At 39.1% G+C, this 20,260-nt stretch carries 19 protein-coding genes, 17 tRNA genes and 1 pseudogene; 33 read left to right on the top strand and 4 right to left on the bottom strand.

Annotated features, from left to right (window positions below; translation table 11 throughout):
• Nucleotides 1–53: 53 nt before the first annotated feature.
• From QM941_RS08010 to QM941_RS07900, 23 genes are all read left to right on the top strand, one after another.
• Nucleotides 54–126, top strand: a tRNA-Val gene (locus QM941_RS08010).
• 2 nt (nt 127–128) lie between these two features.
• A tRNA-Asp gene (locus QM941_RS08005) sits at nt 129–201 on the top strand.
• Between the two features lie 24 nt (nt 202–225).
• Nucleotides 226–298, top strand: a tRNA-Lys gene (locus QM941_RS08000).
• Nucleotides 299–303: 5 nt separating this feature from the next.
• Nucleotides 304–385 (top strand) — tRNA-Leu (locus QM941_RS07995).
• A 12-nt stretch (nt 386–397) separates the two neighbouring features.
• Nucleotides 398–470 (top strand) — tRNA-Thr (locus QM941_RS07990).
• A gap of 27 nt (nt 471–497) precedes the next feature.
• Nucleotides 498–569 (top strand) — tRNA-Gly (locus tag QM941_RS07985).
• Between the two features lie 7 nt (nt 570–576).
• Nucleotides 577–662, top strand: a tRNA-Leu gene (locus tag QM941_RS07980).
• A gap of 7 nt (nt 663–669) precedes the next feature.
• Nucleotides 670–743: transfer RNA gene (locus QM941_RS07975), tRNA-Arg, on the top strand.
• A 15-nt stretch (nt 744–758) separates the two neighbouring features.
• Nucleotides 759–832 (top strand) — tRNA-Pro (locus QM941_RS07970).
• A 5-nt stretch (nt 833–837) separates the two neighbouring features.
• Nucleotides 838–911, top strand: a tRNA-Met gene (locus tag QM941_RS07965).
• A gap of 13 nt (nt 912–924) precedes the next feature.
• Nucleotides 925–998: transfer RNA gene (locus tag QM941_RS07960), tRNA-Ile, on the top strand.
• A gap of 10 nt (nt 999–1,008) precedes the next feature.
• Nucleotides 1,009–1,098 (top strand) — tRNA-Ser (locus tag QM941_RS07955).
• 14 nt (nt 1,099–1,112) lie between these two features.
• Nucleotides 1,113–1,186: transfer RNA gene (locus QM941_RS07950), tRNA-Met, on the top strand.
• Between the two features lie 6 nt (nt 1,187–1,192).
• Nucleotides 1,193–1,265 (top strand) — tRNA-Phe (locus QM941_RS07945).
• Nucleotides 1,266–1,281: 16 nt separating this feature from the next.
• Nucleotides 1,282–1,352: transfer RNA gene (locus QM941_RS07940), tRNA-Gly, on the top strand.
• A 35-nt stretch (nt 1,353–1,387) separates the two neighbouring features.
• Nucleotides 1,388–1,461: transfer RNA gene (locus QM941_RS07935), tRNA-Ile, on the top strand.
• Between the two features lie 6 nt (nt 1,462–1,467).
• Nucleotides 1,468–1,555, top strand: a tRNA-Ser gene (locus tag QM941_RS07930).
• 126 nt (nt 1,556–1,681) lie between these two features.
• The gene (locus tag QM941_RS07925) at nt 1,682–2,788 is read left to right on the top strand and encodes a DUF4767 domain-containing protein (RefSeq protein ID WP_414340073.1); all 1,107 of its coding nucleotides are present in this window, start codon (nt 1,682–1,684) and stop codon (nt 2,786–2,788) included.
• A 150-nt stretch (nt 2,789–2,938) separates the two neighbouring features.
• The gene (locus QM941_RS07920; RefSeq protein ID WP_414340072.1) at nt 2,939–3,643 is read left to right on the top strand and encodes a hypothetical protein; all 705 of its coding nucleotides are present in this window, start codon (nt 2,939–2,941) and stop codon (nt 3,641–3,643) included.
• Between the two features lie 130 nt (nt 3,644–3,773).
• Nucleotides 3,774–4,223 (top strand): MarR family winged helix-turn-helix transcriptional regulator, encoded by a 450-nt coding sequence (locus QM941_RS07915; protein WP_414340071.1) that lies wholly within the window; start codon nt 3,774–3,776, stop codon nt 4,221–4,223.
• 18 nt (nt 4,224–4,241) lie between these two features.
• Entirely contained in the window at nt 4,242–5,096 is an 855-nt protein-coding gene (locus QM941_RS07910; RefSeq protein WP_414340070.1) for an SDR family oxidoreductase, read from the top strand.
• Nucleotides 5,089–5,817 (top strand): ABC transporter ATP-binding protein, encoded by a 729-nt coding sequence (locus QM941_RS07905; RefSeq protein ID WP_414340069.1) that lies wholly within the window; start codon nt 5,089–5,091, stop codon nt 5,815–5,817. Before QM941_RS07910 ends, QM941_RS07905 begins: the two co-directional genes overlap by 8 nt.
• Nucleotides 5,810–7,330 (top strand): ABC transporter permease/substrate-binding protein, encoded by a 1,521-nt coding sequence (locus tag QM941_RS07900; RefSeq protein ID WP_414340067.1) that lies wholly within the window; start codon nt 5,810–5,812, stop codon nt 7,328–7,330. The genes QM941_RS07905 and QM941_RS07900 overlap by 8 nt, the downstream gene beginning before the upstream one ends.
• 160 nt (nt 7,331–7,490) lie before the next feature.
• Here the strand turns inward: QM941_RS07900 and QM941_RS07895 are convergent, their stop codons facing one another.
• Nucleotides 7,491–8,030: a TetR/AcrR family transcriptional regulator gene (locus QM941_RS07895; RefSeq protein ID WP_414340066.1), complete on the bottom strand. Its 540-nt coding sequence runs from the start codon at nt 8,028–8,030 to the stop codon at nt 7,491–7,493.
• Between the two features lie 132 nt (nt 8,031–8,162).
• Between QM941_RS07895 and QM941_RS07890 the strand changes: the two genes are divergently transcribed.
• The 3 genes and pseudogenes from QM941_RS07890 to QM941_RS07880 all read left to right on the top strand — a co-directional run bounded on the left by QM941_RS07890 (nt 8,163) and on the right by QM941_RS07880 (nt 11,159).
• Complete coding sequence (locus QM941_RS07890) at nt 8,163–9,053, top strand: cation diffusion facilitator family transporter (protein ID WP_414340065.1); 891 nt, start codon at nt 8,163–8,165, stop codon at nt 9,051–9,053.
• A gap of 97 nt (nt 9,054–9,150) precedes the next feature.
• A pseudogene (locus QM941_RS07885) lies at nt 9,151–9,993 on the top strand (aldo/keto reductase).
• 125 nt (nt 9,994–10,118) lie between these two features.
• Entirely contained in the window at nt 10,119–11,159 is a 1,041-nt protein-coding gene (locus QM941_RS07880; RefSeq protein WP_414340064.1) for a zinc-binding dehydrogenase, read from the top strand.
• Between the two features lie 50 nt (nt 11,160–11,209).
• Here QM941_RS07880 and QM941_RS07875 read toward each other — a convergent pair whose 3' ends face one another.
• Nucleotides 11,210–12,205: a LacI family DNA-binding transcriptional regulator gene (locus tag QM941_RS07875; protein WP_414340063.1), complete on the bottom strand. Its 996-nt coding sequence runs from the start codon at nt 12,203–12,205 to the stop codon at nt 11,210–11,212.
• Nucleotides 12,206–12,372: 167 nt separating this feature from the next.
• Between QM941_RS07875 and QM941_RS07870 the strand changes: the two genes are divergently transcribed.
• The 7 genes from QM941_RS07870 to QM941_RS07840 all read left to right on the top strand — a co-directional run bounded on the left by QM941_RS07870 (nt 12,373) and on the right by QM941_RS07840 (nt 18,836).
• A complete protein-coding gene (locus tag QM941_RS07870) occupies nt 12,373–13,551 on the top strand; it encodes a galactokinase (RefSeq protein WP_414340062.1) in 1,179 nt (392 codons plus the stop codon).
• An 18-nt stretch (nt 13,552–13,569) separates the two neighbouring features.
• The gene (locus tag QM941_RS07865) at nt 13,570–15,048 is read left to right on the top strand and encodes a UDP-glucose--hexose-1-phosphate uridylyltransferase (RefSeq protein WP_414340061.1); all 1,479 of its coding nucleotides are present in this window, start codon (nt 13,570–13,572) and stop codon (nt 15,046–15,048) included.
• Between the two features lie 71 nt (nt 15,049–15,119).
• A complete protein-coding gene (locus tag QM941_RS07860) occupies nt 15,120–15,524 on the top strand; it encodes a PaaI family thioesterase (RefSeq protein ID WP_006153520.1) in 405 nt (134 codons plus the stop codon).
• A 139-nt stretch (nt 15,525–15,663) separates the two neighbouring features.
• Nucleotides 15,664–16,518 carry a DNA adenine methylase gene (locus tag QM941_RS07855; protein ID WP_414340059.1) on the top strand — a complete coding sequence of 285 codons (855 nt, stop codon included), beginning with the start codon at nt 15,664–15,666 and terminating at the stop codon, nt 16,516–16,518.
• Nucleotides 16,519–16,543: 25 nt separating this feature from the next.
• On the top strand, nt 16,544–17,305 hold the full coding sequence (locus QM941_RS07850) for a DNA-methyltransferase (RefSeq protein ID WP_414340058.1): 762 nt from the start codon (nt 16,544–16,546) through the stop codon (nt 17,303–17,305).
• Nucleotides 17,302–17,925, top strand: coding sequence for a hypothetical protein (locus QM941_RS07845; protein ID WP_414340057.1), 624 nt, complete (start codon nt 17,302–17,304; stop codon nt 17,923–17,925). The genes QM941_RS07850 and QM941_RS07845 overlap by 4 nt, the downstream gene beginning before the upstream one ends.
• 2 nt (nt 17,926–17,927) lie before the next feature.
• Entirely contained in the window at nt 17,928–18,836 is a 909-nt protein-coding gene (locus QM941_RS07840; RefSeq protein WP_254804163.1) for a type II restriction endonuclease, read from the top strand.
• A 98-nt stretch (nt 18,837–18,934) separates the two neighbouring features.
• Here QM941_RS07840 and QM941_RS07835 read toward each other — a convergent pair whose 3' ends face one another.
• Both QM941_RS07835 and QM941_RS07830 read right to left on the bottom strand, forming a co-directional pair.
• The gene (locus QM941_RS07835; RefSeq protein WP_414340056.1) at nt 18,935–19,321 is read right to left on the bottom strand and encodes a bleomycin resistance protein; all 387 of its coding nucleotides are present in this window, start codon (nt 19,319–19,321) and stop codon (nt 18,935–18,937) included.
• A gap of 11 nt (nt 19,322–19,332) precedes the next feature.
• Nucleotides 19,333–20,160 carry an exodeoxyribonuclease III gene (locus QM941_RS07830; protein ID WP_414340055.1) on the bottom strand — a complete coding sequence of 276 codons (828 nt, stop codon included), beginning with the start codon at nt 20,158–20,160 and terminating at the stop codon, nt 19,333–19,335.
• Nucleotides 20,161–20,260: the final 100 nt, after the last annotated feature.

Below are 20,260 nucleotides of genomic sequence, written 5' to 3'. Positions count from 1 at the left end.
CCGGAAGTAGTTGGGGGTTGCCCCCTGTGAGATATGGAAGTCGCTTAGCTCTAGGGAGTTTAGCTCAGCTGGGAGAGCATCTGCCTTACAAGCAGAGGGTCAGCGGTTCGATCCCGTTAACTCCCATAGGTCCCGTAGTGTAGCGGTTATCACGTCGCCCTGTCACGGCGAAGATCGCGGGTTCGATTCCCGTCGGGACCGTTTAAGATAACGGAAGTTATTTTAGACTCGTTAGCTCAGTTGGTAGAGCAATTGACTTTTAATCAATGGGTCACTGGTTCGAGCCCAGTACGGGTCATCATTGCGGGTTTGGCGGAATTGGCAGACGCACCAGATTTAGGATCTGGCGCTTAACGGCGTGGGGGTTCAAGTCCCTTAACCCGCATAATAGAAATAGGCCGGCTTAGCTCAGTTGGTAGAGCATCTGATTTGTAATCAGAGGGTCGCGTGTTCAAGTCATGTAGCCGGCATTTTTTTTAATATTCAGACTCATGAATGCGAACGTAGTTCAGTGGTAGAACACCACCTTGCCAAGGTGGGGGTCGCGGGTTCGAATCCCGTCGTTCGCTTAGAGAGGCCGGGGTGGCGGAACTGGCAGACGCACAGGACTTAAAATCCTGCGATTGGTAACGATCGTACCGGTTCGATTCCGGTCCTCGGCATAAATGAGCACCCTTAGCTCAACTGGATAGAGTACCTGACTACGAATCAGGCGGTTAGAGGTTCGACTCCTCTAGGGTGCATTTTTTTATTTACTTCGGGAAGTAGCTCAGCTTGGTAGAGTACTTGGTTTGGGACCAAGGTGTCGCAGGTTCGAATCCTGTCTTCCCGATTGATGGCGGTGTAGCTCAGCTGGCTAGAGCGTCCGGTTCATACCCGGGAGGTCGGGGGTTCGATCCCCTTCGCCGCTATAATGATCTTGTTGGACCTTTAGCTCAGCTGGTTAGAGCTCTCGGCTCATAACCGAGTGGTCGTAGGTTCAAGTCCTACAAGGTCCATTGGAATGATGGAGGATTACCCAAGTCCGGCTGAAGGGAACGGTCTTGAAAACCGTCAGGCGTGTAAAAGCGTGCGTGGGTTCGAATCCCACATCCTCCTTTATTTTTTATTAACGCGGGATGGAGCAGCTCGGTAGCTCGTCGGGCTCATAACCCGAAGGTCGTAGGTTCAAATCCTGCTCCCGCAATTTTTTGGCTCGGTAGCTCAGTTGGTAGAGCAATGGATTGAAGCTCCATGTGTCGGCGGTTCGATTCCGTCTCGCGCCATATTTTTCTTATCAATGCGGGTGTAGTTTAGTGGTAAAACTACAGCCTTCCAAGCTGTTGTCGCGAGTTCGATTCTCGTCACCCGCTTTGAACTTAGTTCATTTTACCAAGTTTTTTAACTTGGGCGCGTAGCTCAGGTGGTTAGAGCGCACGCCTGATAAGCGTGAGGTCGGTGGTTCGAGTCCACTCGTGCCCATTAATAGGAGAATTACTCAAGAGGCTGAAGAGGACGGTTTGCTAAATCGTTAGGTCGGGTAACTGGCGCAAGGGTTCGAATCCCTTATTCTCCGTCATTAAAGAGCTTTATAGCTCTTTTTTTATATTCTTTAAATTTTACTATCTATATTTTCTTTTTGTTTCTGATATAATACTTGTAGGATTAATGTTTATCATTTTTTTCCATTAAGGAGTTTATTATGAAAATAAAAAAATTAATTGTTCTACTTAGTCTTCTGGCATTTACTCTACTTACTGGTGCTTGTAGTAATGAGTCTTCTACAGTGTCTAATAAAGTTTCATCTACCACTACTACATCTGTTGAAGTTGTTCAAAAAGATTATAGAAGTTTTTACAAACCTGTTTTTGATGATTACGAAAAAATCCTATCTACATCTAAAGATACTTCTGCAATTATGAATCTATATGAAAGTCTCAAGGTAACTAAACGTCCAATAAATAGTTGGGCTCTTGAAACTGCTGTTTTTCAGGCTGATAAAATGCGCTATGTATATCTTGATCTTAATGAGGATGGAGTTGAGGAATTATTAGTTGGTGTCGAGCAGTTAGATGGTAGTTATTTCCTAACAGGTCTATATTATTTAGAGAATGAGAAACCTGTACTTTTAGCTGAAGGATTCGTTGCAGGTCATGGTGGTGCAAGAAATGCTATGAACATTTATAAGGGAGGAGATATTCTTGAATTAAGTTGGTCCTCTGGTAGTGGTGATGGAATCGGTGTCCTTTATCGCCTTAATTCAAATCAAGAAGTAGCTAGTAAGATTCAAGAAAAGGAAGTTAGAATCCCTGGAAATAACAACTTACATGATACTTTTGGGAAGGCTTCATCTGAATTGATGGAGTTTAGTCAACTTGATTGGCAAGAATTTCCAACTTCGAAAAGTGTTTCAGAACAAAAAGCACCTTGGACTTCAGAAAAATCTGCAAAGCTTGAATTGTTTATAAAAGGATGGGGAGAGAGATTAGGTCAACCGAATTATAAAAAAGGGATTGCTGGTGGAGATGTTGGTCCAGATAATCTCTATACATTTGGGAATGGTCCGAGTGAAAAAATGAATGCAGAGTATTCAGATACGGGTTTAGGAACTGCTCAGTACCGAATTGTGGAACGCTACAGTAATTGGGATAAATTTCCAGATATTCATAGCTATTACTTTGCTATAACCAACACAGGAGAAGCTATTGTCTTTCATTCGCCAACAACTAATGGTGGGGTCATGTACTTAAAACCGACAGAAAATACAGAAATCCAAGCAGAGTTTAAACGTTTGGTAGAAGAAGATTAAAAGTAAAAGAGTTTAGCTTGGGCTAAGCTCTATTTTTTAATATCTCTTTCTATCATTTCATACTCTTTGAGTATTTAATGGTATACTAGTGTTATATAAATTATAAAGTATTATTTGATGATGATTGTATAATTTAGGAGAATATGATTTATGCTAAAAAGTGTGAGGTTTCATAGTATTTACTATAGAATTGTTATATTTATAGTTATTTTATATTTTTTGGTTGTTAATCAAATTGCTGGGCGAGGAATTCAATCAATTACTATATTTGATTACGCTTTTAGCTTTGATCAAACACAGTTAGTTTATTCCCTTCTTTTATTAATTTTAGTTGGCATTGGTATTAATTTTCTTTCTCCTTGGAAATTTTGTATTACACAGGATGGAATTTACCTTAGAAGATTAGATTTATTTGTTCCTTGGAGAGATATCAGTGGAGTTTCCTATGTTTGGCTTAACAAAGCGAGTAATTTTAGCAGAGGGCTTATTTTTTATAATCATAAATGTTTAGTTTTCTATCGTCATGACTACAAGCCAATTTGTATTTATAACACTTCTATATTAGCTTTATTTGTTGTCAAACTATTTAATTCTCAGATTAAGACGAATATCTTATCAGCTAGTTTTGCTACGGTATTTAATATCCTATTAAATACTTCAATTATCTTTTATCTTTATTTTTTTGATTTAAATAATCTTAGTTTTAGTTCTTTTTTACTTTTTTGCTTACTCTACTTTATAAAAGTTTTTATTCTTCCTTTATGGTTGGTTTATAGTCAAAATTCTAAGTATGGTCCTTATCTAGCCCATAGTACTTTCTTTAAGAGGAATGCTTCAGATGTGATTCATGTTTAATTTTATAAAAATGATAACTTTCTACTTTTTTGTAGGAAGTTTTTTAGTATTTCTATATCGAAATAATTGACAGATAAAATGGAAAGAGGTAGAATATAGAAAGTTCGATATAGAACAAAAAGGAGACAAAATGGACAAGATGTTAGGTGGCTATCAAGCTTTACAGATTCGCTTGTTGAATGGGCGTATCTTTCAAAAACTATTGAGCAAGGAACCAGATGCTCAATACCGTAGTGAACAAGGTAAGATCTTAACAGTGCTTTGGCAAAAAGAGGATGGTCGGGCAACTGCTACGGATATCGCTCTAGCTTCTGGATTAGCCAACAATACCCTAACAAGCATGATTAAGAAGTTAGAAGACCAGGGATTGGTTACTGTAAAAGCTTGCACTCAAGATAAGAGAAGAAAATTTGTTTGTTTGACAGAATTGGGTTGGGCGCAAAAAGAGATTGGAGACCGTGTCAGTAAAGAACTGGGGGAGATTTTCTACCAAGGATTTTCGGATCAAGAAATCCAGGAATTTGAAGCTTATCAAGAGCGAATTATTTCAAATTTAAAGGCTAAAGAAAATGACATGTAGGGAAAGGGAGTAAAAGTTATGATTGGAATAACAGGTGTAACAGGGAAATTAGGTTCCTATGTGGCGAATCTTATAGATCAAAAAGGAATTGCTTCCGTCCATTTAGCACGAAGCCCAGAGCGTGCAAAGATCTATGCGTCTGCGGAAATCCGTAGAATGGTGTATGCCAATTCACCAGAGGTGGTTGAGGCCTTGAAGGGTATTGATATCTTGTTGATGGTTTCTGCTCGGGAAAATCCAGAGCGTATCAAGGAGCACAAGGACTTTTTAGATGCTGCAAAGCTAGCAGGAGTAGAGCATATCGTCTATACCTCCTTTTATGGGGCAGATGAGAAGGCAACTTTCACTTTGTCTCGAGATCATGCCCAGACGGAAGCCTATATCAAGGAGTTAGGGTTCACCTATACTTTTTTGAGAGATAATTTTTACTTGGACTTCTTGATTGATATTGCACTTGAAAATGGAGAAATTCGTGGTCCGGCTGGCAGTGGCCTGGTATCAGCTGTTGCCCGTAAGGACTCATCTAGGGTTGCAGCAGAGATTCTTTTAAATCCTAAGGAGTGGGAAAATCAAACCTTGAATCTAACAGGACCAGAGGATCTTTCTATGGAAGAAATCGTAGAGCTTCTCTCAAAAAATACCGGTAAGGACATTACGTATATAGATGAATCAGTAGAAGAAGCTTATGAGTCTCGGAAAAAATGGCCAGCACAAAACTGGGAGTACGATGCTTGGGTCAGTACCTATACAGCGATTAAATCTGGGGAACAAGCTGGGGTTTCAGCAGATATCGAAAAAGTTCTAGGGCATCCAGCAAGCAGCCTATTGGATATTCTTAGAGACAGAAAACTTATTGAGGAAAAACATGATTGAATACAAAAATGTAGTCCTGCGCTACACCGAAAAAGATGTCCTTAGTGATGTCAATCTTCGTATCGAAGATGGAGAATTTATGGTTCTTGTTGGTCCTTCAGGTTCTGGAAAGACCACCATGCTCAAGATGATTAACCGTCTTTTGGAACCGACAGATGGCAATATCTACATGGATGGGAAACGCATCAAGGACTATGATGAACGGGAGTTACGTCTCAGTACCGGCTATGTCCTTCAAGCTATTGCACTATTTCCTAACTTGACAGTTGCGGAAAATATTGCTTTAATTCCAGAGATGAAGGGCTGGAGTAAGGAACAAATAGCCTCTAAAACAGAAGAACTCTTGGACAAGGTGGGTCTGCCTGCTACAGAGTATGCAAAGCGTATGCCTAGTGAATTATCGGGTGGAGAGCAACAGCGGATTGGCATTGTGCGAGCTATCATTGGGGAACCAAAGATTTTATTGATGGACGAACCTTTTTCAGCCTTGGATGCCATCTCTCGCAAGCAGTTGCAAGAATTGACCAAGGCATTACATAAAGAATTCGGCATGACGACCATCTTCGTAACACATGATACGGATGAGGCCTTAAAATTAGGGGATCGAATTGCAGTTTTACAGGATGGAGAAATTCGTCAGGTGGCAGAACCTGAAACAATTTTACAAGCGCCTGCGACAGACTTTGTAGCAAACTTGTTTGGAGGTAGCCTTCATGTCTAATTTGATTTCAACATTTCAAGAGCGTTTTGGGGAATGGTTAACGGCCCTTGGACAACACTTGCAATTGTCTCTTTTGACCTTATTGGTTGCTATTTTTCTGACCATTCCACTTGCGGTTTATCTAAATAGCCACAAAAAAGCTGCGAACTGGGTGCTACAAGTTGCGGGTATCTTCCAGACTATTCCCTCAATGGCTTTGTTGGGGCTCTTTATTCCTTTCATGGGGATTGGCACCTTACCAGTCCTCACAGCCCTTGTCATTTACGCTATTTTCCCGATTTTAGAAAATACAATCACAGCTCTGAATGGCATTGATCCTAGTCTTGAGGAGGCAGGAATTGCTTTTGGAATGACCAAGTGGGAGCGACTCAAGAAGTTTGAAATTCCACTTGCCATGCCTGTCATTGTATCGGGGGTTCGAACAGCGACCGTTATGATCATTGGGACAGCGACTCTAGCAGCTCTTGTGGGAGCTGGTGGATTGGGCTCCTTTATCCTTTTGGGAATTGACCGTCGGAATGCTAGTCTCATTTTAATCGGAGCAATCTCATCAGCCATCTTGGCCATTCTCTTTAATGTCATTCTCAAATACTTGGAAAAGGCAAAGTTGCGTACGATTGTTTCGACCTTTGCTGTCATGGTCCTTGGTTTGGGAGTTAGTTATGTTCCAAGCATGATTCCAAATAAAGAGAAAGAAAATCTGGTTATAGCTGGGAAGTTGGGACCTGAACCTGAGATTCTCATGAATATGTACAAGCTTCTCATTGAGGAAAATACGGATATGACGGTGACGGTCAAGCCTAACTTTGGGAAGACAGATTTCCTTTATCAAGCGCTGAAAAAAGGGGACATTGATATCTATCCAGAATTTACAGGGACTATTACAGGTTCTCTCTTGCAGCCAGCTCCTAAAGTGAGCAATGACTCTGAAGAAGTTTTCGAAGTAGCGCGTGATGGGATTAAGAAACAGGATAATCTAGTCTTGCTGAATCATATGGCTTATCAAAACACCTTTGCGATTGCAGTTCCAAAAAGTATTGCGAAAGAATATAATTTGAAGACTATTTCTGATCTTAAGGGAGTTCAAGATAAACTGAAGGCAGGATTCACTCTGGAGTTTAACGACCGTGAGGATGGAAACAAGGGCTTGCAGTCTGTTTATGGATTGAATCTCAATGTGGCAACCATGGAGCCAGCTCTTCGCTACCAAGCAATCCAGTCAGGGGACATTCAAATTACAGATGCTTACTCAACAGATGCTGAAATTGCTCGCTATGATTTAGTGGTTTTGGAGGATGATAAACAACTCTTTCCGCCTTATCAAGGAGCGCCACTGATGAAAGAAGAATTACTTAAGAAGCATCCAGAATTGGAAGCAGTACTCAATAAACTAGCTGGTAAAATCACCGAGAGCCAGATGAGTCAGATGAACTACCAGGTTGGTGTGGAAGGCCAATCAGCTGAAGAAGTAGCGCGTGTGTTTCTCCTTCAAGAAGGAATTCTTCAAAAATAAAAGTAAAAAGACTTTATACTAACATAAAACCCATCTTTCTTTTAAAAAAGATGGGTTTTGCTATTAGAACAAAATGAGTATGAGTGTTAGCAAGATTGCTAGTGTAATCTTAATGCTTTAGTGAGACTTGTTAAAAGTGTCTATCTAGCTAAAATGAAAGTTATCGGGAGTTCATAGCTAAAACATCCAAATAAAATCCAACTACTTGGTCTTCCTTATAAGATTTCCCTTTTTTGAGCCACCAGGTTAGTGTTTCGATAAAGTTAGTTACGACAAAATGCTTGAGATAGGAAGCAGGAATATTAGGATAGGAAACTTGTAAGTCCTTTGCGACCATGGGATAAACATGGTGTTCCAATTCTTTCTGTAATTGACGGAGGAAGTAGTCATTTTTTGAGAAAAGGAGGCTGGTGATATGGTCTTGATTTTTCTTAAAATGCAAAAAGATATGAGCCAAATAAGCTTCTGTAGTTATATTTTCCTCACGTTCAAAAAGATGATGGAAGAGATAACGGCAGAGCTCGTCTAGGAGTAATTCTTTACTTTCATAATGGCTATAAAAGGTGGAACGACCAACATCTGCTATGTCTATTATCTCCTGAACGGTAATCGTTTCAAAGTTTTTTTGATTTAGTAATTGTAAAAAAGCAGCATAGATAGCTTTTCGAGTCTTGGTGATGCGACGATCTTGAGTAATCATATGGACACTTTGAACAAACTGTTCAGTATTGTACAAAGAGAACGGTTTGCTTCTGTCCTTTCATTGAGTTTTATTGGATAATAATAATGAACAAGATGTTCATGAATCTATTATAACAAAGGAATGAGGAATATGAAGACAAAACATGCTGTAAGGGTAGCTTTTTTCTTAAATTTGAGTTTTTCAGTGCTAGAGTTTATTTTCGGAAGTATTTTTAATTCTAGTTCAGTTCTAGCAGATGCTGTTCATGATTTGGGCGATGCTCTTGCGATTGGTTTATCTGCTTGTCTAGAAACAGTCTCTAATCGTCAGGAGGATAAGCGCTATACTCTTGGTTATAAACGATTTAGTCTTCTAGGAGCCATACTGACATCCGTAATACTTTTGACAGGATCATTCATGATGATTATAGAGAATATTCCTCGCTTGATAAAACCAGAAGTAGTAGATTATCAAGGAATGCTTGTATTAGGAATTATTGCTATTATTATAAATTTACTGGCTAGTCTCATTGTTCGAAAAGGAAAGACTAAAAATGAGTCCATTCTCAGTCTTCATTTTCTGGAGGATATTTTAGGTTGGCTAGCTGTTATTGTGGTATCAGGGGTCTTGTACCTAACGGATTGGTACATCCTCGATCCACTTCTATCCCTTTTAATTTCTAGCTTTATACTCTGGAAAGCTATCCCTCGTTTTTGGTCTAGTCTTAAGATATTCCTAGATGCAGTTCCTGAGGGGCTCGATAGCGAAAAGCTAGAGCAGGATTTATTATCAGTTGAAAATGTCAAAAGTATCAACCAATTGAATATATGGTCCATGGATGGCCTAGAAAATAATGCTATCGTTCACTTATGTATAGAGGATTGGATGCGCATGGAAGATAGTAAAGAAGATGTACGCTATTTTTTAAGACAAAATGGAGTTCACAATATTACTATTGAAGTGGATAGTAGTCCAATGAATCATGCCCAACACAAACGATGCCTTGAAGATATTGAAGGCATAAAAGCTCACGAACACTAGAGAAGTTTTGGAAAGGTTGATACTATTTTTCATTTGCTTGTATACAAATAGGTAAAATGAGTGTAAACTAAAAGTAATAAAAGAAGTAGGGGAAAATATGTATTACAAAACCTTAAACAACAATGTCAAAATGCCTCAAGTAGGATTTGGGATCTTTCAGACTCCAGTAAATGAAACAAAGCGAGCAGTTCTTGATGCTATCGAGATTGGATATCGTTCTTTTGATACCGCTCAAATCTATGGCAATGAAGCAGGTGTTGGGGAAGCTATCTTGGAATCGGGTCTTCCGCGTGAAGAATTCTTCATTACGACAAAGATTTGGATTTCGAATGCTGGCTATGAAAAGGCCAAGGCTTAGATTGAAGAATCCTTGAAAAAACTACAAACAAATTATATTGATCTTTTGTTGGTTCACCAACCTTTCGGTGATTACTATGGCACATACAGAGCCATGGAAGAAGCTTATAGAGCTGGGAAGGTTCGTGCCATCGGTGTATCTAACTTTTCACCTAATCGATTTATTGATCTTCACTATTTTGTGGAAATTAAACCTGCTATCAACCAGATAGAAACTCACGTATTTCAGCAACAAAAAGAAGCCAAAAAGTATTTGGAAAAATACAATTGTCAAATTGAATCTTGGGGGCCTTTTGCGGAAGGAAAAAATGACTTCTTTAATACTCCTTTGTTGAAGGAAATTGGAGAAAAACATGGAAAATCAGTAGCTCAGGTAGCTCTACGATTCTTGATCCAAAGTGATGTTGTTGTCATTCCTAAGTCTGTTTGTAAAGAACGGATGCAAGAGAATTTTGATATTTTTGACTTTGAGTTAACAGAAGATGAAATGAAGAGCATAGAAGGATTGGACCAAGCAAGTACTCTCTTCCATGATCATCAAGAACCTGAAACAGCGGAAAGATTCTTATCTTTTTTAAGCTAGTCTAATTCTATTATCATTAATTAGTGGGATGTTCGATTAAAAGTTTCCTTCGGAAGTTTTCCTCTTACAAAATGAACTATAAAAGTGTATACTAGAGTTAGTAAGAAACAGAGAGGATTATTTTTATGAAATCAGCAGTTTATAGTAAGGCAGGACATGTTGGTCTTGTTCAAGTGGATTGTCCACAAATTCAAGCGCCAGACGATGTAATTATCCGTATCGTGAGAACCTGTGTTTGTGGTTCAGATTTGTGGACTTATCGCAATCCCAATATCAAAGAAGGCCGTTTAAACAGTGGTCACGAGGCGATTGGAATTGTAGAGGAAACTGGAGATGCCATTACAACAGTAAAACCTGGAGACTTTGTCATTGCCCCTTTTACACATGGTTGTGGTGAATGTGATGCCTGCCATGCTGGCTTTGATGGTACTTGTGATCGTCATTTAGGAAATAGCAATTGGTCTCACGGTGTTCAAGCAGAGTATATTCGCTTCCATTGTGCGAATTGGTCATTAATAAAAATCCCAGGCCAACCTTCAGACTATACAGAAGCTATGCTAAAATCCTTGCTTAGCCTAGCTGATGTCATGCCTACAGGCTACCATGCGGCGCGTGTAGCACATGTGAAACCTGGAGACAAGGTTGTAGTTATTGGAGATGGAGCAGTTGGGCAATGTGCAGTCATCGCAGCTAAAATGTGTGGAGCCTCACAAATCGTGCTCATGAGCCGTTACAAGGATCGTCAGGAAATGGCCTTGGCATCTGGGGCGACTGCAGTCGTAGAAGAACGTGGTGAAGAAGGCATTGCTAAGGTTCGAGAAATACTTGGTGGAGGTGCAGATGCTGCTCTTGAGTGCGTTGGGACAGAAGCAGCTATTGATCAGGCTTTGGGTGTTCTCCACAATGGTGGTCGTATGGGATTTGTCGGAGTACCTCACTACAATAACCGTGCTCTTGGTTCGACCTTTGCCCAAAACATCTCTGTAGCAGGTGGAGCAGCTTCTGTTACTACCTATGACAAACAGTTCTTACTCAAGGCTGTCCTTGATGGAGACATAAATCCAGGTCGTGTGTTCACACATTCTTATAGTTTGGAAGAGATCGACCAAGCCTATAAGGATATGGATGAGCGTAAGGCTATTAAATCTATCATTGTCATTGACTAAAAAAACGGCTAAAGAGTTCTAGAACTCTTTAGTCGTTTTTTTATTTTGATCTAGGTACTTTCTCGTAAAGTCAATCTAGTTCCAAGCATAGTTAGGCTAGGGATTTTACGACCGTGGAGAACTTCTTTATTAAGAATATCCATACCAGTGCGCCCCATTTCTTCGGTGTAGACGGTGATACTAGAGAGAGGGGGAAAGACTTGCTTGGTGAGGATGGTATCATTGAAGGAAATCAAACTCACACGCTCAGGTAGGTGCATTCCAGCTTCTTGCAAGGCACGAAGGGCACCAATAGCTAAACTATCACTAGCTGCAAAAAAAGCTGCAGGAAGATTATCACCTAAGGTTTCAATGGCTTCTTTCATCAAGTCATAACCTGACTGGGCACTAAAGTTCCCTTGAAAGACAAGTTCCTCACGGTAAATACCTTTTTCTTGCATATAAGCTTTATAGTTTTCTAAGCGTTTGTCCTGGATCAGTTCTTCTTCATCGGTCGTAACTTCAAGACCTGAGAGGATACCAATCTTATCGAATCCTTGGCTAGTGAAAAAGTCTATAACCTGTTTAACAGCATTGTAAAAATCCGTAATGACGCAGGTATGCCCTAGGGCTAAAGTGTCACTATCCAGAAAGACCAGGGGTTTTTGGTATTCCTCAAAAGAAGCAATTTGAGTCTGGCTAAATTTTCCGATACAGAGAATACCAATGACTTCCTCGCTAAGGGTAAAGGGCTGGTCATTAAAATAGCGCAAGATTTCATAGTCTAACTCTTGGGCTCTTTTTTCAATCCCTAGACGAATCTGGTAGTAATAGAGATCTTCCAATTCACCTTGTTCGCTTACCCATTGGATGATGGCAATTTTTTGTTTTAATTTATGCGATTCACCAGTTTTGAGATGCTTGGTGTAACCCAATTCTTCAGCAACTGTTAAGATACGATGTCTAGTTTCCTCGGTTACGGACAAACTCTGATCGCGATTGAGGACACGGGATACAGTCGCAATGGAGACAGAAGCTAACTGGGCAATATCTTTTAGTGTAGCCATAATTACCCTCCTTTTTAGGTTATTATAACATATTTTTCTATAATTTTACTCATAGTTTAGTAAAATATTGGTAAAATTGTTGACCAAAGTAAAAACCTTGGGTACAATAGAAGAAAACGATTACATTTTAGGAATTTTTACCTAAAAATGGACAAAGGAGAATCATTATGACACAACATCTTACTACTGAAGCACTCCGTAAAGATTTTTTGGCTGTTTTTGGCCAAGAAGCAGATCAAACCTTCTTTTCACCGGGTCGAATCAATTTAATTGGTGAACATACAGACTATAATGGAGGTCATGTTTTTCCAGCTGCTATCTCACTAGGTACTTACGGGGCAGCTCGCAAACGTGAAGACCAAGTTTTGCGTTTCTACTCAGCTAACTTTGAAGATAAGGGAATCATCGAAGTTCCTCTAGCTAACCTCAAATTTGAGAAGGAACATGACTGGACCAACTATCCAAAAGGTGTCCTACATTTCTTGCAAGAAGCTGGTCATGTGATTGATAAAGGGTTTGATTTCTATGTCTATGGGAATATTCCAAATGGTGCTGGTTTGTCTTCATCTGCATCCTTAGAGCTTTTGACAGGTGTCGTGGCAGAATACCTCTTTGACCTAAAATTGGACCGTTTAGATTTAGTAAAAATCGGGAAATTGACAGAGAACAACTTTATCGGTGTTAACTCTGGTATCATGGATCAATTTGCTATCGGTATGGGGGCAGACCAACGTGCTATTTACTTAGATACCAATACTCTAGAATACGACTTGGTTCCTCTTGATTTGAAGGACAATGTTGTTGTTATCATGAACACTAACAAACGCCGTGAACTTGCGGATTCTAAATACAATGAACGCCGCGCTGAGTGTGAAAAAGCAGTGGAAGAACTCCAAGTTGCTTTGGAAATCCAGACTTTAGGTGAATTGGACGAGTGGGCTTTTGACGAATACAGCTATCTGATCAAAGACGAAAATCGTTTGAAACGTGCTCGCCACGCCGTTCTTGAAAATCAACGAACCCTTAAAGCACAAGCCGCTCTTCAAGCAGGAGATTTAGACAAGTTTGGTCGTTTGATGAATGCTTCTCATGTTTCACTTGAGCACGATTACGAAGTAACTGGCTTGGAATTAGATACCCTTGTTCATACAGCTTGGGCTCAAGAAGGTGTTCTTGGTGCTCGTATGACAGGAGCAGGTTTTGGTGGTTGTGCGATTGCCTTGGTTCAAAAGGATGCGGTTGAGTCCTTTAAAGAAGCTGTAGGCAAGCACTATGAAGAAATCGTTGGCTACGCTCCAAGCTTCTATATCGCTGAAGTGGCAGGTGGAACTCGCATCCTAGAATAGTCAGAAGGAGGTTATTTAGTGACCTTAGTAGAAAATTTTGTGACCAAAGTCATTGCAGAAAGTAGCTTTGAAGAGTTGGATCGGATCTATCTAACCAATCGTGTTTTAGCACTGGTGGGAGATGGAGTTCTTGAAGTTGAGACTGACCAAGATGATTTGATTGAACTAAAAGATCAGCTTGTCGAGGAAGCCGTTCGATTGGAAACGATTGAAGATAGTCAGGCTGCGCGCGAAATTCTCGGTGCTGACCTCATGGATTTGGTAACACCTTGTCCAAGTCAGGTTAATCGTGATTTTTGGGATACCTATGCCCAGTCACCAGAGCAGGCAATTGCAAACTTCTACCAACTCAGTCAGAAGAATGACTACATCAAACTAAAGGCTATCGCAAAGAATATTGCTTATCGTGTACCATCTGACTACGGTGAACTAGAGATTACCATCAATCTCTCTAAGCCTGAAAAGGATCCAAAAGAGATAGCGGCAGCTAAGTTGGTCAAGTCGAGTAACTATCCTCAATGTCAGCTCTGTATGGAAAATGAAGGCTATCATGGTCGTGTCAATCATCCAGCTAGAAGCAACCATCGTATTATACGTTTTGATATTTCTGGTCAGGAGTGGGGCTTCCAGTATTCGCCTTACGCTTACTTTAATGAGCACTGTATTTTCCTAGATAGCCAACACCGTCCTATGGCCATCAGTCGCAAAAGTTTTGAACGTTTGTTAGCCATTGTGGAGCAGTTTCCTGGCTACTTTGCTGGTTCAAATGCTGATTTGCCAATCGTGGGTGGCTCCATCCTGACCCATGATCATTACCAAGGTGGGCGCCATGTATTCCCAATGGAAGTGGCTTCTATTCAGAAAAGCTTTACCTTTGCAGGTTTTAAAACGGTTAAAGCAGGGATTGTTCAGTGGCCTATGTCAGTCATTCGATTGACTTCAGATTCAGCAGAAGATTTGACAGAGCTAGCGGATAAAATCTTGCTGGCTTGGCGACAATACTCAGATCCAAGTGTGCAGGTCTTGGCAGAAAGTGACGGGACACCGCACCATACCATCACACCAATAGCCCGTAAACGAGATGGACAATTTGAGTTAGACTTGGTCTTGAGGGACAATCAAACCTCAGTAGAGCATCCAGATGGCATCTACCATCCTCATAAGGACGTCCAACATATCAAGAAGGAAAATATCGGCTTGATAGAGGTCATGGGCTTGGCAATCTTGCCACCACGCTTGAAGGAAGAAGTAGAGCAGGTGGCAGCTTACCTAGTCGGAGAGGATGTCTCAGTTTCAACTTATCACCAAGAATGGGCAGATGAGTTGAAAGAAAGACATCCAGACTTAAGAGACAAAAATCAAGCTCTTGAAATCGTTAAAGAGTCTGTCGGGAAGATTTTTGCCCGAGTCCTCGAAGATGCAGGTGTTTACAAGCAAACAGAAGAGGGACAAGCAGCCTTTATGCGTTTTGTAAATCATGTTGGACTTATGCCATAGTGTCAGGACCTTCCTCTTGCATACTAGTATAAAAAGTAGTATGATAGCGTTTGAAAGACTAGGAGGAATGTATGAAGGATTTTCACTTTGATGCCATATCAGCATTTGAAAATTATGAAATCAAGGAGATGAGAGATGGACGTGTCACCGTAACTACCAAGGTCGTGAAGTCTTCTCTTAACTATTACGGCAATGCTCACGGAGGTTATCTTTATACTCTGTGTGACCAAATCAGTGGCTTAGTCGTTATTTCTCTTGATTTAGATGTTGTAACCTTACAGTCTTCCATCAATTACTTAAAAGCAGGATATCTCGGAGATGAATTGACCATCAAGGGAGAATGTGTCCATAAAGGACGCACCACCTGTGTCGTCGATGTAGACCTCATCAACCAAGATGGAAAAAATGTCTGCAAAGCAACCTTTACCATGTTTATAACAGGTGAGCGGTCAGAAGACAGACAGATTCGAATCTAGAAAGAAAAAAAAGAAGAGCAGGAAAATTATCCTGCTCTTTTTATAATATTCATATTCAATAACGTTGAAACCTAAAAATCTCTGCAAGGGGAGTAAAATACAAGGCTTTTGATAACTTTTATGTGGTATAATAATAAGTATGAAATTAGAACAACCGAATAAATTGACTCTACAACCATTTACTAAATGGACAGGTGGGAAACGTCAACTTTTACCGACAATTAAAAAGTTAATGCCTGAGTCGTATAATCATTATTATGAACCATTTATTGGCGGAGGTGCTTTATTTTTTGATTTAGCTCCTAAAAAGGCAGTTATCAATGATTATAATGCTGAGTTGATAAACTGTTATCAACAAATCAAGGAAAATCCTAATGAACTAATTGAATTGCTAAAAGTTCATAAAGAAAATAATTCTAAGGAATATTACTTAGAATTACGTTCAGTTGATCGTGATGATAGAATAAACAAAATGTCTGATGTCCAAAGAGCAGCACGTGTTTTGTATATGCTTAGAGTAGATTTTAATGGCTTATATCGAGTGAATTCTAAAAATCAATTCAATGTACCATACGGTAAATATAAGAGTCCTAAGATTGTTGATGAAGAGTTGATTTCTGCTATTTCAACTTACCTAAGGAGTAATCAGATAGAAATTCGAGCGGGAGATTTTGAGGACGCGCTTTTAGATGTACAAAAAGGGGATTTTATTTATTTTGATCCGCCTTATATTCCATTATCTGAGACGAGTGCCTTCACATCTTATACTCATGAAGGGTTTTCCTATGATGACCAAGTTAGATTAAGAGATGTATTTAAGAAACTAAGTGAAAAGGGAGCTTATGTCATGTTATCAAATTCATCGAGTCCTTTAGTAGAGGAATTGTACCAAGATTTCAATATTCATTATGTTGATGCAACACGAACGAATGGTGCTAAGTCTTCAAGTAGAGGAAAAATTTCTGAAATTATAGTCACAAATTATGAAAAATAACGAATATAAGTATGGAGGTGTCCTTATGACAAAACCATACTACAATAAAAACAAGATGATTCTTGTCCATGCAGATACGTTCAAATTTCTATCCAAGATGAAACCAGAAAGTATGGATATGATTTTTGCAGATCCACCTTATTTTTTAAGTAATGGTGGAATTTCTAACTCTGGTGGACAAGTTGTCTCTGTTGATAAAGGAGATTGGGACAAAATTTCTTCATTTGAAGAAAAGCATGAGTTCAACCGCAAATGGATTCGTTTAGCAAAAGAAGTTTTGAAGCCTAATGGGACTATATGGATTTCAGGGAGTTTGCATAATATTTACTCAGTTGGAATGGCATTAGAGCAAGAAGGTTTTAAAATTCTAAATAATATTACTTGGCAGAAAACAAACCCTGCACCCAATTTATCTTGTCGTTATTTTACTCATTCTACTGAAACTATTTTATGGGCAAGAAAAAATGATAAAAAAGCTCGTCATTATTACAATTACGATTTGATGAAAGAGCTAAATGATGGTAAGCAAATGAAAGATGTTTGGATAGGAGCCTTGACGAAAAAAGCTGAGAAATGGGCTGGCAAGCATCCAACACAAAAACCAGAATATTTATTGGAACGTATAATTTTGGCTTCTACTAAAGAAGGGGACTATATTTTAGACCCGTTTGTAGGAAGTGGAACAACTGGAGTAGTTGCTAAACGCTTAGGTAGAAGATTTATAGGTATCGATGCTGAAAAAGAATATTTAAAAATTGCAAAGAAGAGGTTGGAATATACACAATGAAAAAGGGTGGCATTGGAGGAGCAAACACTAAAACAGGTTTAGCTTTTGAAATACAAACGGATTTCCCTACATTTTTGGCTAGTCAAGATGGCTACAGTATTGAGAATATTGACTATGATACTAAAAGGACGGAACAAGGAGGAAAAACGAAAATCATCAAAGGAACCAAATTGCGTTCGAAACCTTTTAGATGGAGTATAAAATTTTTAGGAGACGAAGTTGGACAGATTTTCCAAAAAACTGGTCTCTATCGCTACTTTGATGAAATTGATGGATTTGATTATACAAAAATTATATCCGCTCAATTGTTACCTGATGAAGCAATTTTTGTAGTTAGTAAAAATACAGTTTATATAGTTGAGAAAAAGACACAAAATCAAGGTGGCAGTGTTGACGAAAAGTTACAAACATGTGATTTTAAATTAAAACAATATAAAAAACTATTTTCTCCTTTAAATAAGGAGGTCAGTTATTCATACCTATTAGATAAAGATTGGTTTAAAAATCCACGCTATAAAGATACTTTAGATTATATTATTAGTGTTGGATGTAAATATTATTTTAATTATATTCCATTAGATGCGATTGGCTTACCATTACCTAAACAAGAGGAAAATTAATTATGAATTTTAAAAATTATTTAATAAAATCCCCACAAGAAAGGTTAACGATTTTCTTAGAATCATTATCAATTACCAATAGAACTCCAGAGTATTATGTGAATTGGAATAAAGTTGACCGTGAGACAAAGAAGTATGAATTAGAATTGAATACTTTGAACTACTTAATTGGTAAAGATGATATTTATTCAGAAGCTTTACGTTTATTCACTAAACAACCTAATTTGTTAAAAGCTATTCCTAGCTTAATCGCAAGTCGTGATAGAGTTTTAGATATTCTTACAATAGACAATGATGATAATATGTCTTTTGAGCAATTGGATTTCAAAACGATAGACACTAGTAGAATAGATGATTACTTGAAATTTATCGAGCAATCTGGTTTATTAAATTTTTTACAACAACATGCTAATCGTTCATTAGTTGATTATGTTTATGGAGTAGAGACTGGATTAGATAGCAATGCACGAAAAAACCGAAGTGGAACAACCATGGAGGGGATTTTAGAGAGACATGTAGCAAAAATTTCTCAGGAACAAAAATTGGAATGGAAATCTCAAGCTACAGCCCAATTTATTAAGGATAAGTGGGGAATTAAAGTACCTGTTGATAAATCTGAGAGAAGATTTGATGTTGCAGTTTATTCCCGAGAAAAACATAAGGTTTGGCTGATTGAAACAAATTACTATGGTGGAGGAGGAAGTAAATTAAAAGCAGTAGCTGGTGAATTTACTGAACTTAGTCAATTCGTGGTCACATCAGATGATGCTGTTGAATTTGTATGGGTTACGGATGGTCAAGGATGGAAAACTGCACACTTACCATTAGCAGAAGCATTTAGTCATATTACTAATGTGTTTAACTTAGAAATGTTGAGAGAAGGATTTTTATCTGAATTGTTTCGACAATAGACTTGTTGAACTTTAAAATTAGGTAAGTGACAAAAGAAATAAGAAAAAGAGGCACATGCCTCTTTTTTATTACTTTCCCACTCTAATACTTTATTATCCTATTCACTAAATCTTAAAAAATAGCCATCTGGGTCTAAAACTGCAAATTCATGAGGATAGATATATTGTTCACCAACTCGAAATTCTCTTTTAGTCAAAGGACGATGAATAGGATAGTTAGACTCGATTACTTTCTGATAGAGTCGAGGAACATCCTTTATGCCAAAGGAGATATTGACACCACGCCCGAAAGGATAAGTCAGTTGGGATAATTCTTCTGCATTGCCTTCTTCTAGCATAAGTTGGCAGTCTTCAAGCGAAAGGAAGAGAAATTTTTCCTCTGGACGCTCGTATTCGACAGAGAATCTCAATAAGTCGCAGTAGAAGTGACGCGATTTCTCGATATCCGATACGACAAATTCAGGGATGACAGCTTGATAGTCCATTCGTTTTCTCCTTAGAAATCAATCTCCAAGACAATCGGTGTATGGTCTTGGCGTGCGCCTGAGTCAATCATGTCTGACTTGGTAACCTTGTCTGCCACACGGTTACTTGTGAGCCAGTAGTCGATTCTCCAGCCTGTGTTGTTGATTTTTGAAGTCTTGCTGCGTTGTGCCCACCAAGTATAGCGTTCTGGTACATCGCCATGGATATGGCGGAAGGTGTCTGTAAATCCTTTGGCTAAAAGGTTTGTAAATCCTTCACGTTCTTCGTCTGTAAATCCTGGTGAACGGCGGTTGCTGGCGGGGTTGGCAAGGTCAATTTCCTTGTGGGCAACATTGTAGTCTCCTGTTGCTAGGACAGGTTTTTGCTTGTCTAGTTGAGCCAAGTACTCTGCATATTTGACATCCCAGACTTGACGTTCTTCCAAGCGTTTGAGTCCATCACCAGCGTTTGGTGTGTAAACTTGAGTTACGAAAAATGTATCAAATTCTAGAGTGATGATGCGGCCTTCAGAGTCCATGGTAGAAGGAGCACCGATTTCCGGGAAGCTAATAGTTGGAGTCAGTTCTTTCTTATATAGGAACATGGTCCCAGCATAGCCTTTACGAGCAGGCTCTTGAGAAGAGCGCCAAGTATTTTCATATCCAGGGAAGAGTTCTTCTAACACTTCGAGATGTTTTTTAGTAGGCCCTGTAGTTGAAAGCTTGGTTTCTTGGATGGCGATGATATCAGCGTCTTCGGCTACCAAGGTTTGTAGGACATCTTGTGACAATTTCGCACGCGCAGAGTCGCTCGTGAGTGCAGCATTGAGGGAATCAATATTCCATGAGATAAGTTTCATATTACTTCCTTTTTCATTCAGATTATTGACTATATTATACCAAAAAAAGGCCTATTTCCCCAACGTATGGTTTGAAAAAACACCCTCTTTCGTTTATAAT

Source organism: Streptococcus timonensis (assembly GCF_047460355.1).
Lineage (GTDB): Bacteria > Bacillota > Bacilli > Lactobacillales > Streptococcaceae > Streptococcus > Streptococcus timonensis_A.
This window is presented reverse-complemented; position numbering and strand designations above follow the sequence as displayed.

Bases quoted from the DNA above. Each gene is read 5' to 3' on its own strand.
- QM941_RS07905 (WP_414340069.1), top strand. From the start codon at position 5,089: ATGATTGAATACAAAAATGTAGTCCTGCGCTACACCGAAAAAGATGTC.
- QM941_RS07845 (WP_414340057.1), top strand. From the start codon at position 17,302: ATGAAAAAGGGTGGCATTGGAGGAGCAAACACTAAAACAGGTTTAGCT.
- QM941_RS07870 (WP_414340062.1), top strand. From the start codon at position 12,373: ATGACACAACATCTTACTACTGAAGCACTCCGTAAAGATTTTTTGGCT.
- QM941_RS07900 (WP_414340067.1), top strand. From the start codon at position 5,810: ATGTCTAATTTGATTTCAACATTTCAAGAGCGTTTTGGGGAATGGTTA.
- QM941_RS07860 (WP_006153520.1), top strand. From the start codon at position 15,120: ATGAAGGATTTTCACTTTGATGCCATATCAGCATTTGAAAATTATGAA.
- QM941_RS07895 (WP_414340066.1), bottom strand. From the start codon at position 8,030: ATGATTACTCAAGATCGTCGCATCACCAAGACTCGAAAAGCTATCTAT.
- QM941_RS07915 (WP_414340071.1), top strand. From the start codon at position 3,774: ATGGACAAGATGTTAGGTGGCTATCAAGCTTTACAGATTCGCTTGTTG.
- QM941_RS07830 (WP_414340055.1), bottom strand. From the start codon at position 20,160: ATGAAACTTATCTCATGGAATATTGATTCCCTCAATGCTGCACTCACG.
- QM941_RS07875 (WP_414340063.1), bottom strand. From the start codon at position 12,205: ATGGCTACACTAAAAGATATTGCCCAGTTAGCTTCTGTCTCCATTGCG.
- QM941_RS07890 (WP_414340065.1), top strand. From the start codon at position 8,163: ATGAAGACAAAACATGCTGTAAGGGTAGCTTTTTTCTTAAATTTGAGT.
- QM941_RS07850 (WP_414340058.1), top strand. From the start codon at position 16,544: ATGACAAAACCATACTACAATAAAAACAAGATGATTCTTGTCCATGCA.
- QM941_RS07840 (WP_254804163.1), top strand. From the start codon at position 17,928: ATGAATTTTAAAAATTATTTAATAAAATCCCCACAAGAAAGGTTAACG.
- QM941_RS07835 (WP_414340056.1), bottom strand. From the start codon at position 19,321: ATGGACTATCAAGCTGTCATCCCTGAATTTGTCGTATCGGATATCGAG.
- QM941_RS07910 (WP_414340070.1), top strand. From the start codon at position 4,242: ATGATTGGAATAACAGGTGTAACAGGGAAATTAGGTTCCTATGTGGCG.
- QM941_RS07855 (WP_414340059.1), top strand. From the start codon at position 15,664: ATGAAATTAGAACAACCGAATAAATTGACTCTACAACCATTTACTAAA.
- QM941_RS07925 (WP_414340073.1), top strand. From the start codon at position 1,682: ATGAAAATAAAAAAATTAATTGTTCTACTTAGTCTTCTGGCATTTACT.
- QM941_RS07920 (WP_414340072.1), top strand. From the start codon at position 2,939: ATGCTAAAAAGTGTGAGGTTTCATAGTATTTACTATAGAATTGTTATA.
- QM941_RS07880 (WP_414340064.1), top strand. From the start codon at position 10,119: ATGAAATCAGCAGTTTATAGTAAGGCAGGACATGTTGGTCTTGTTCAA.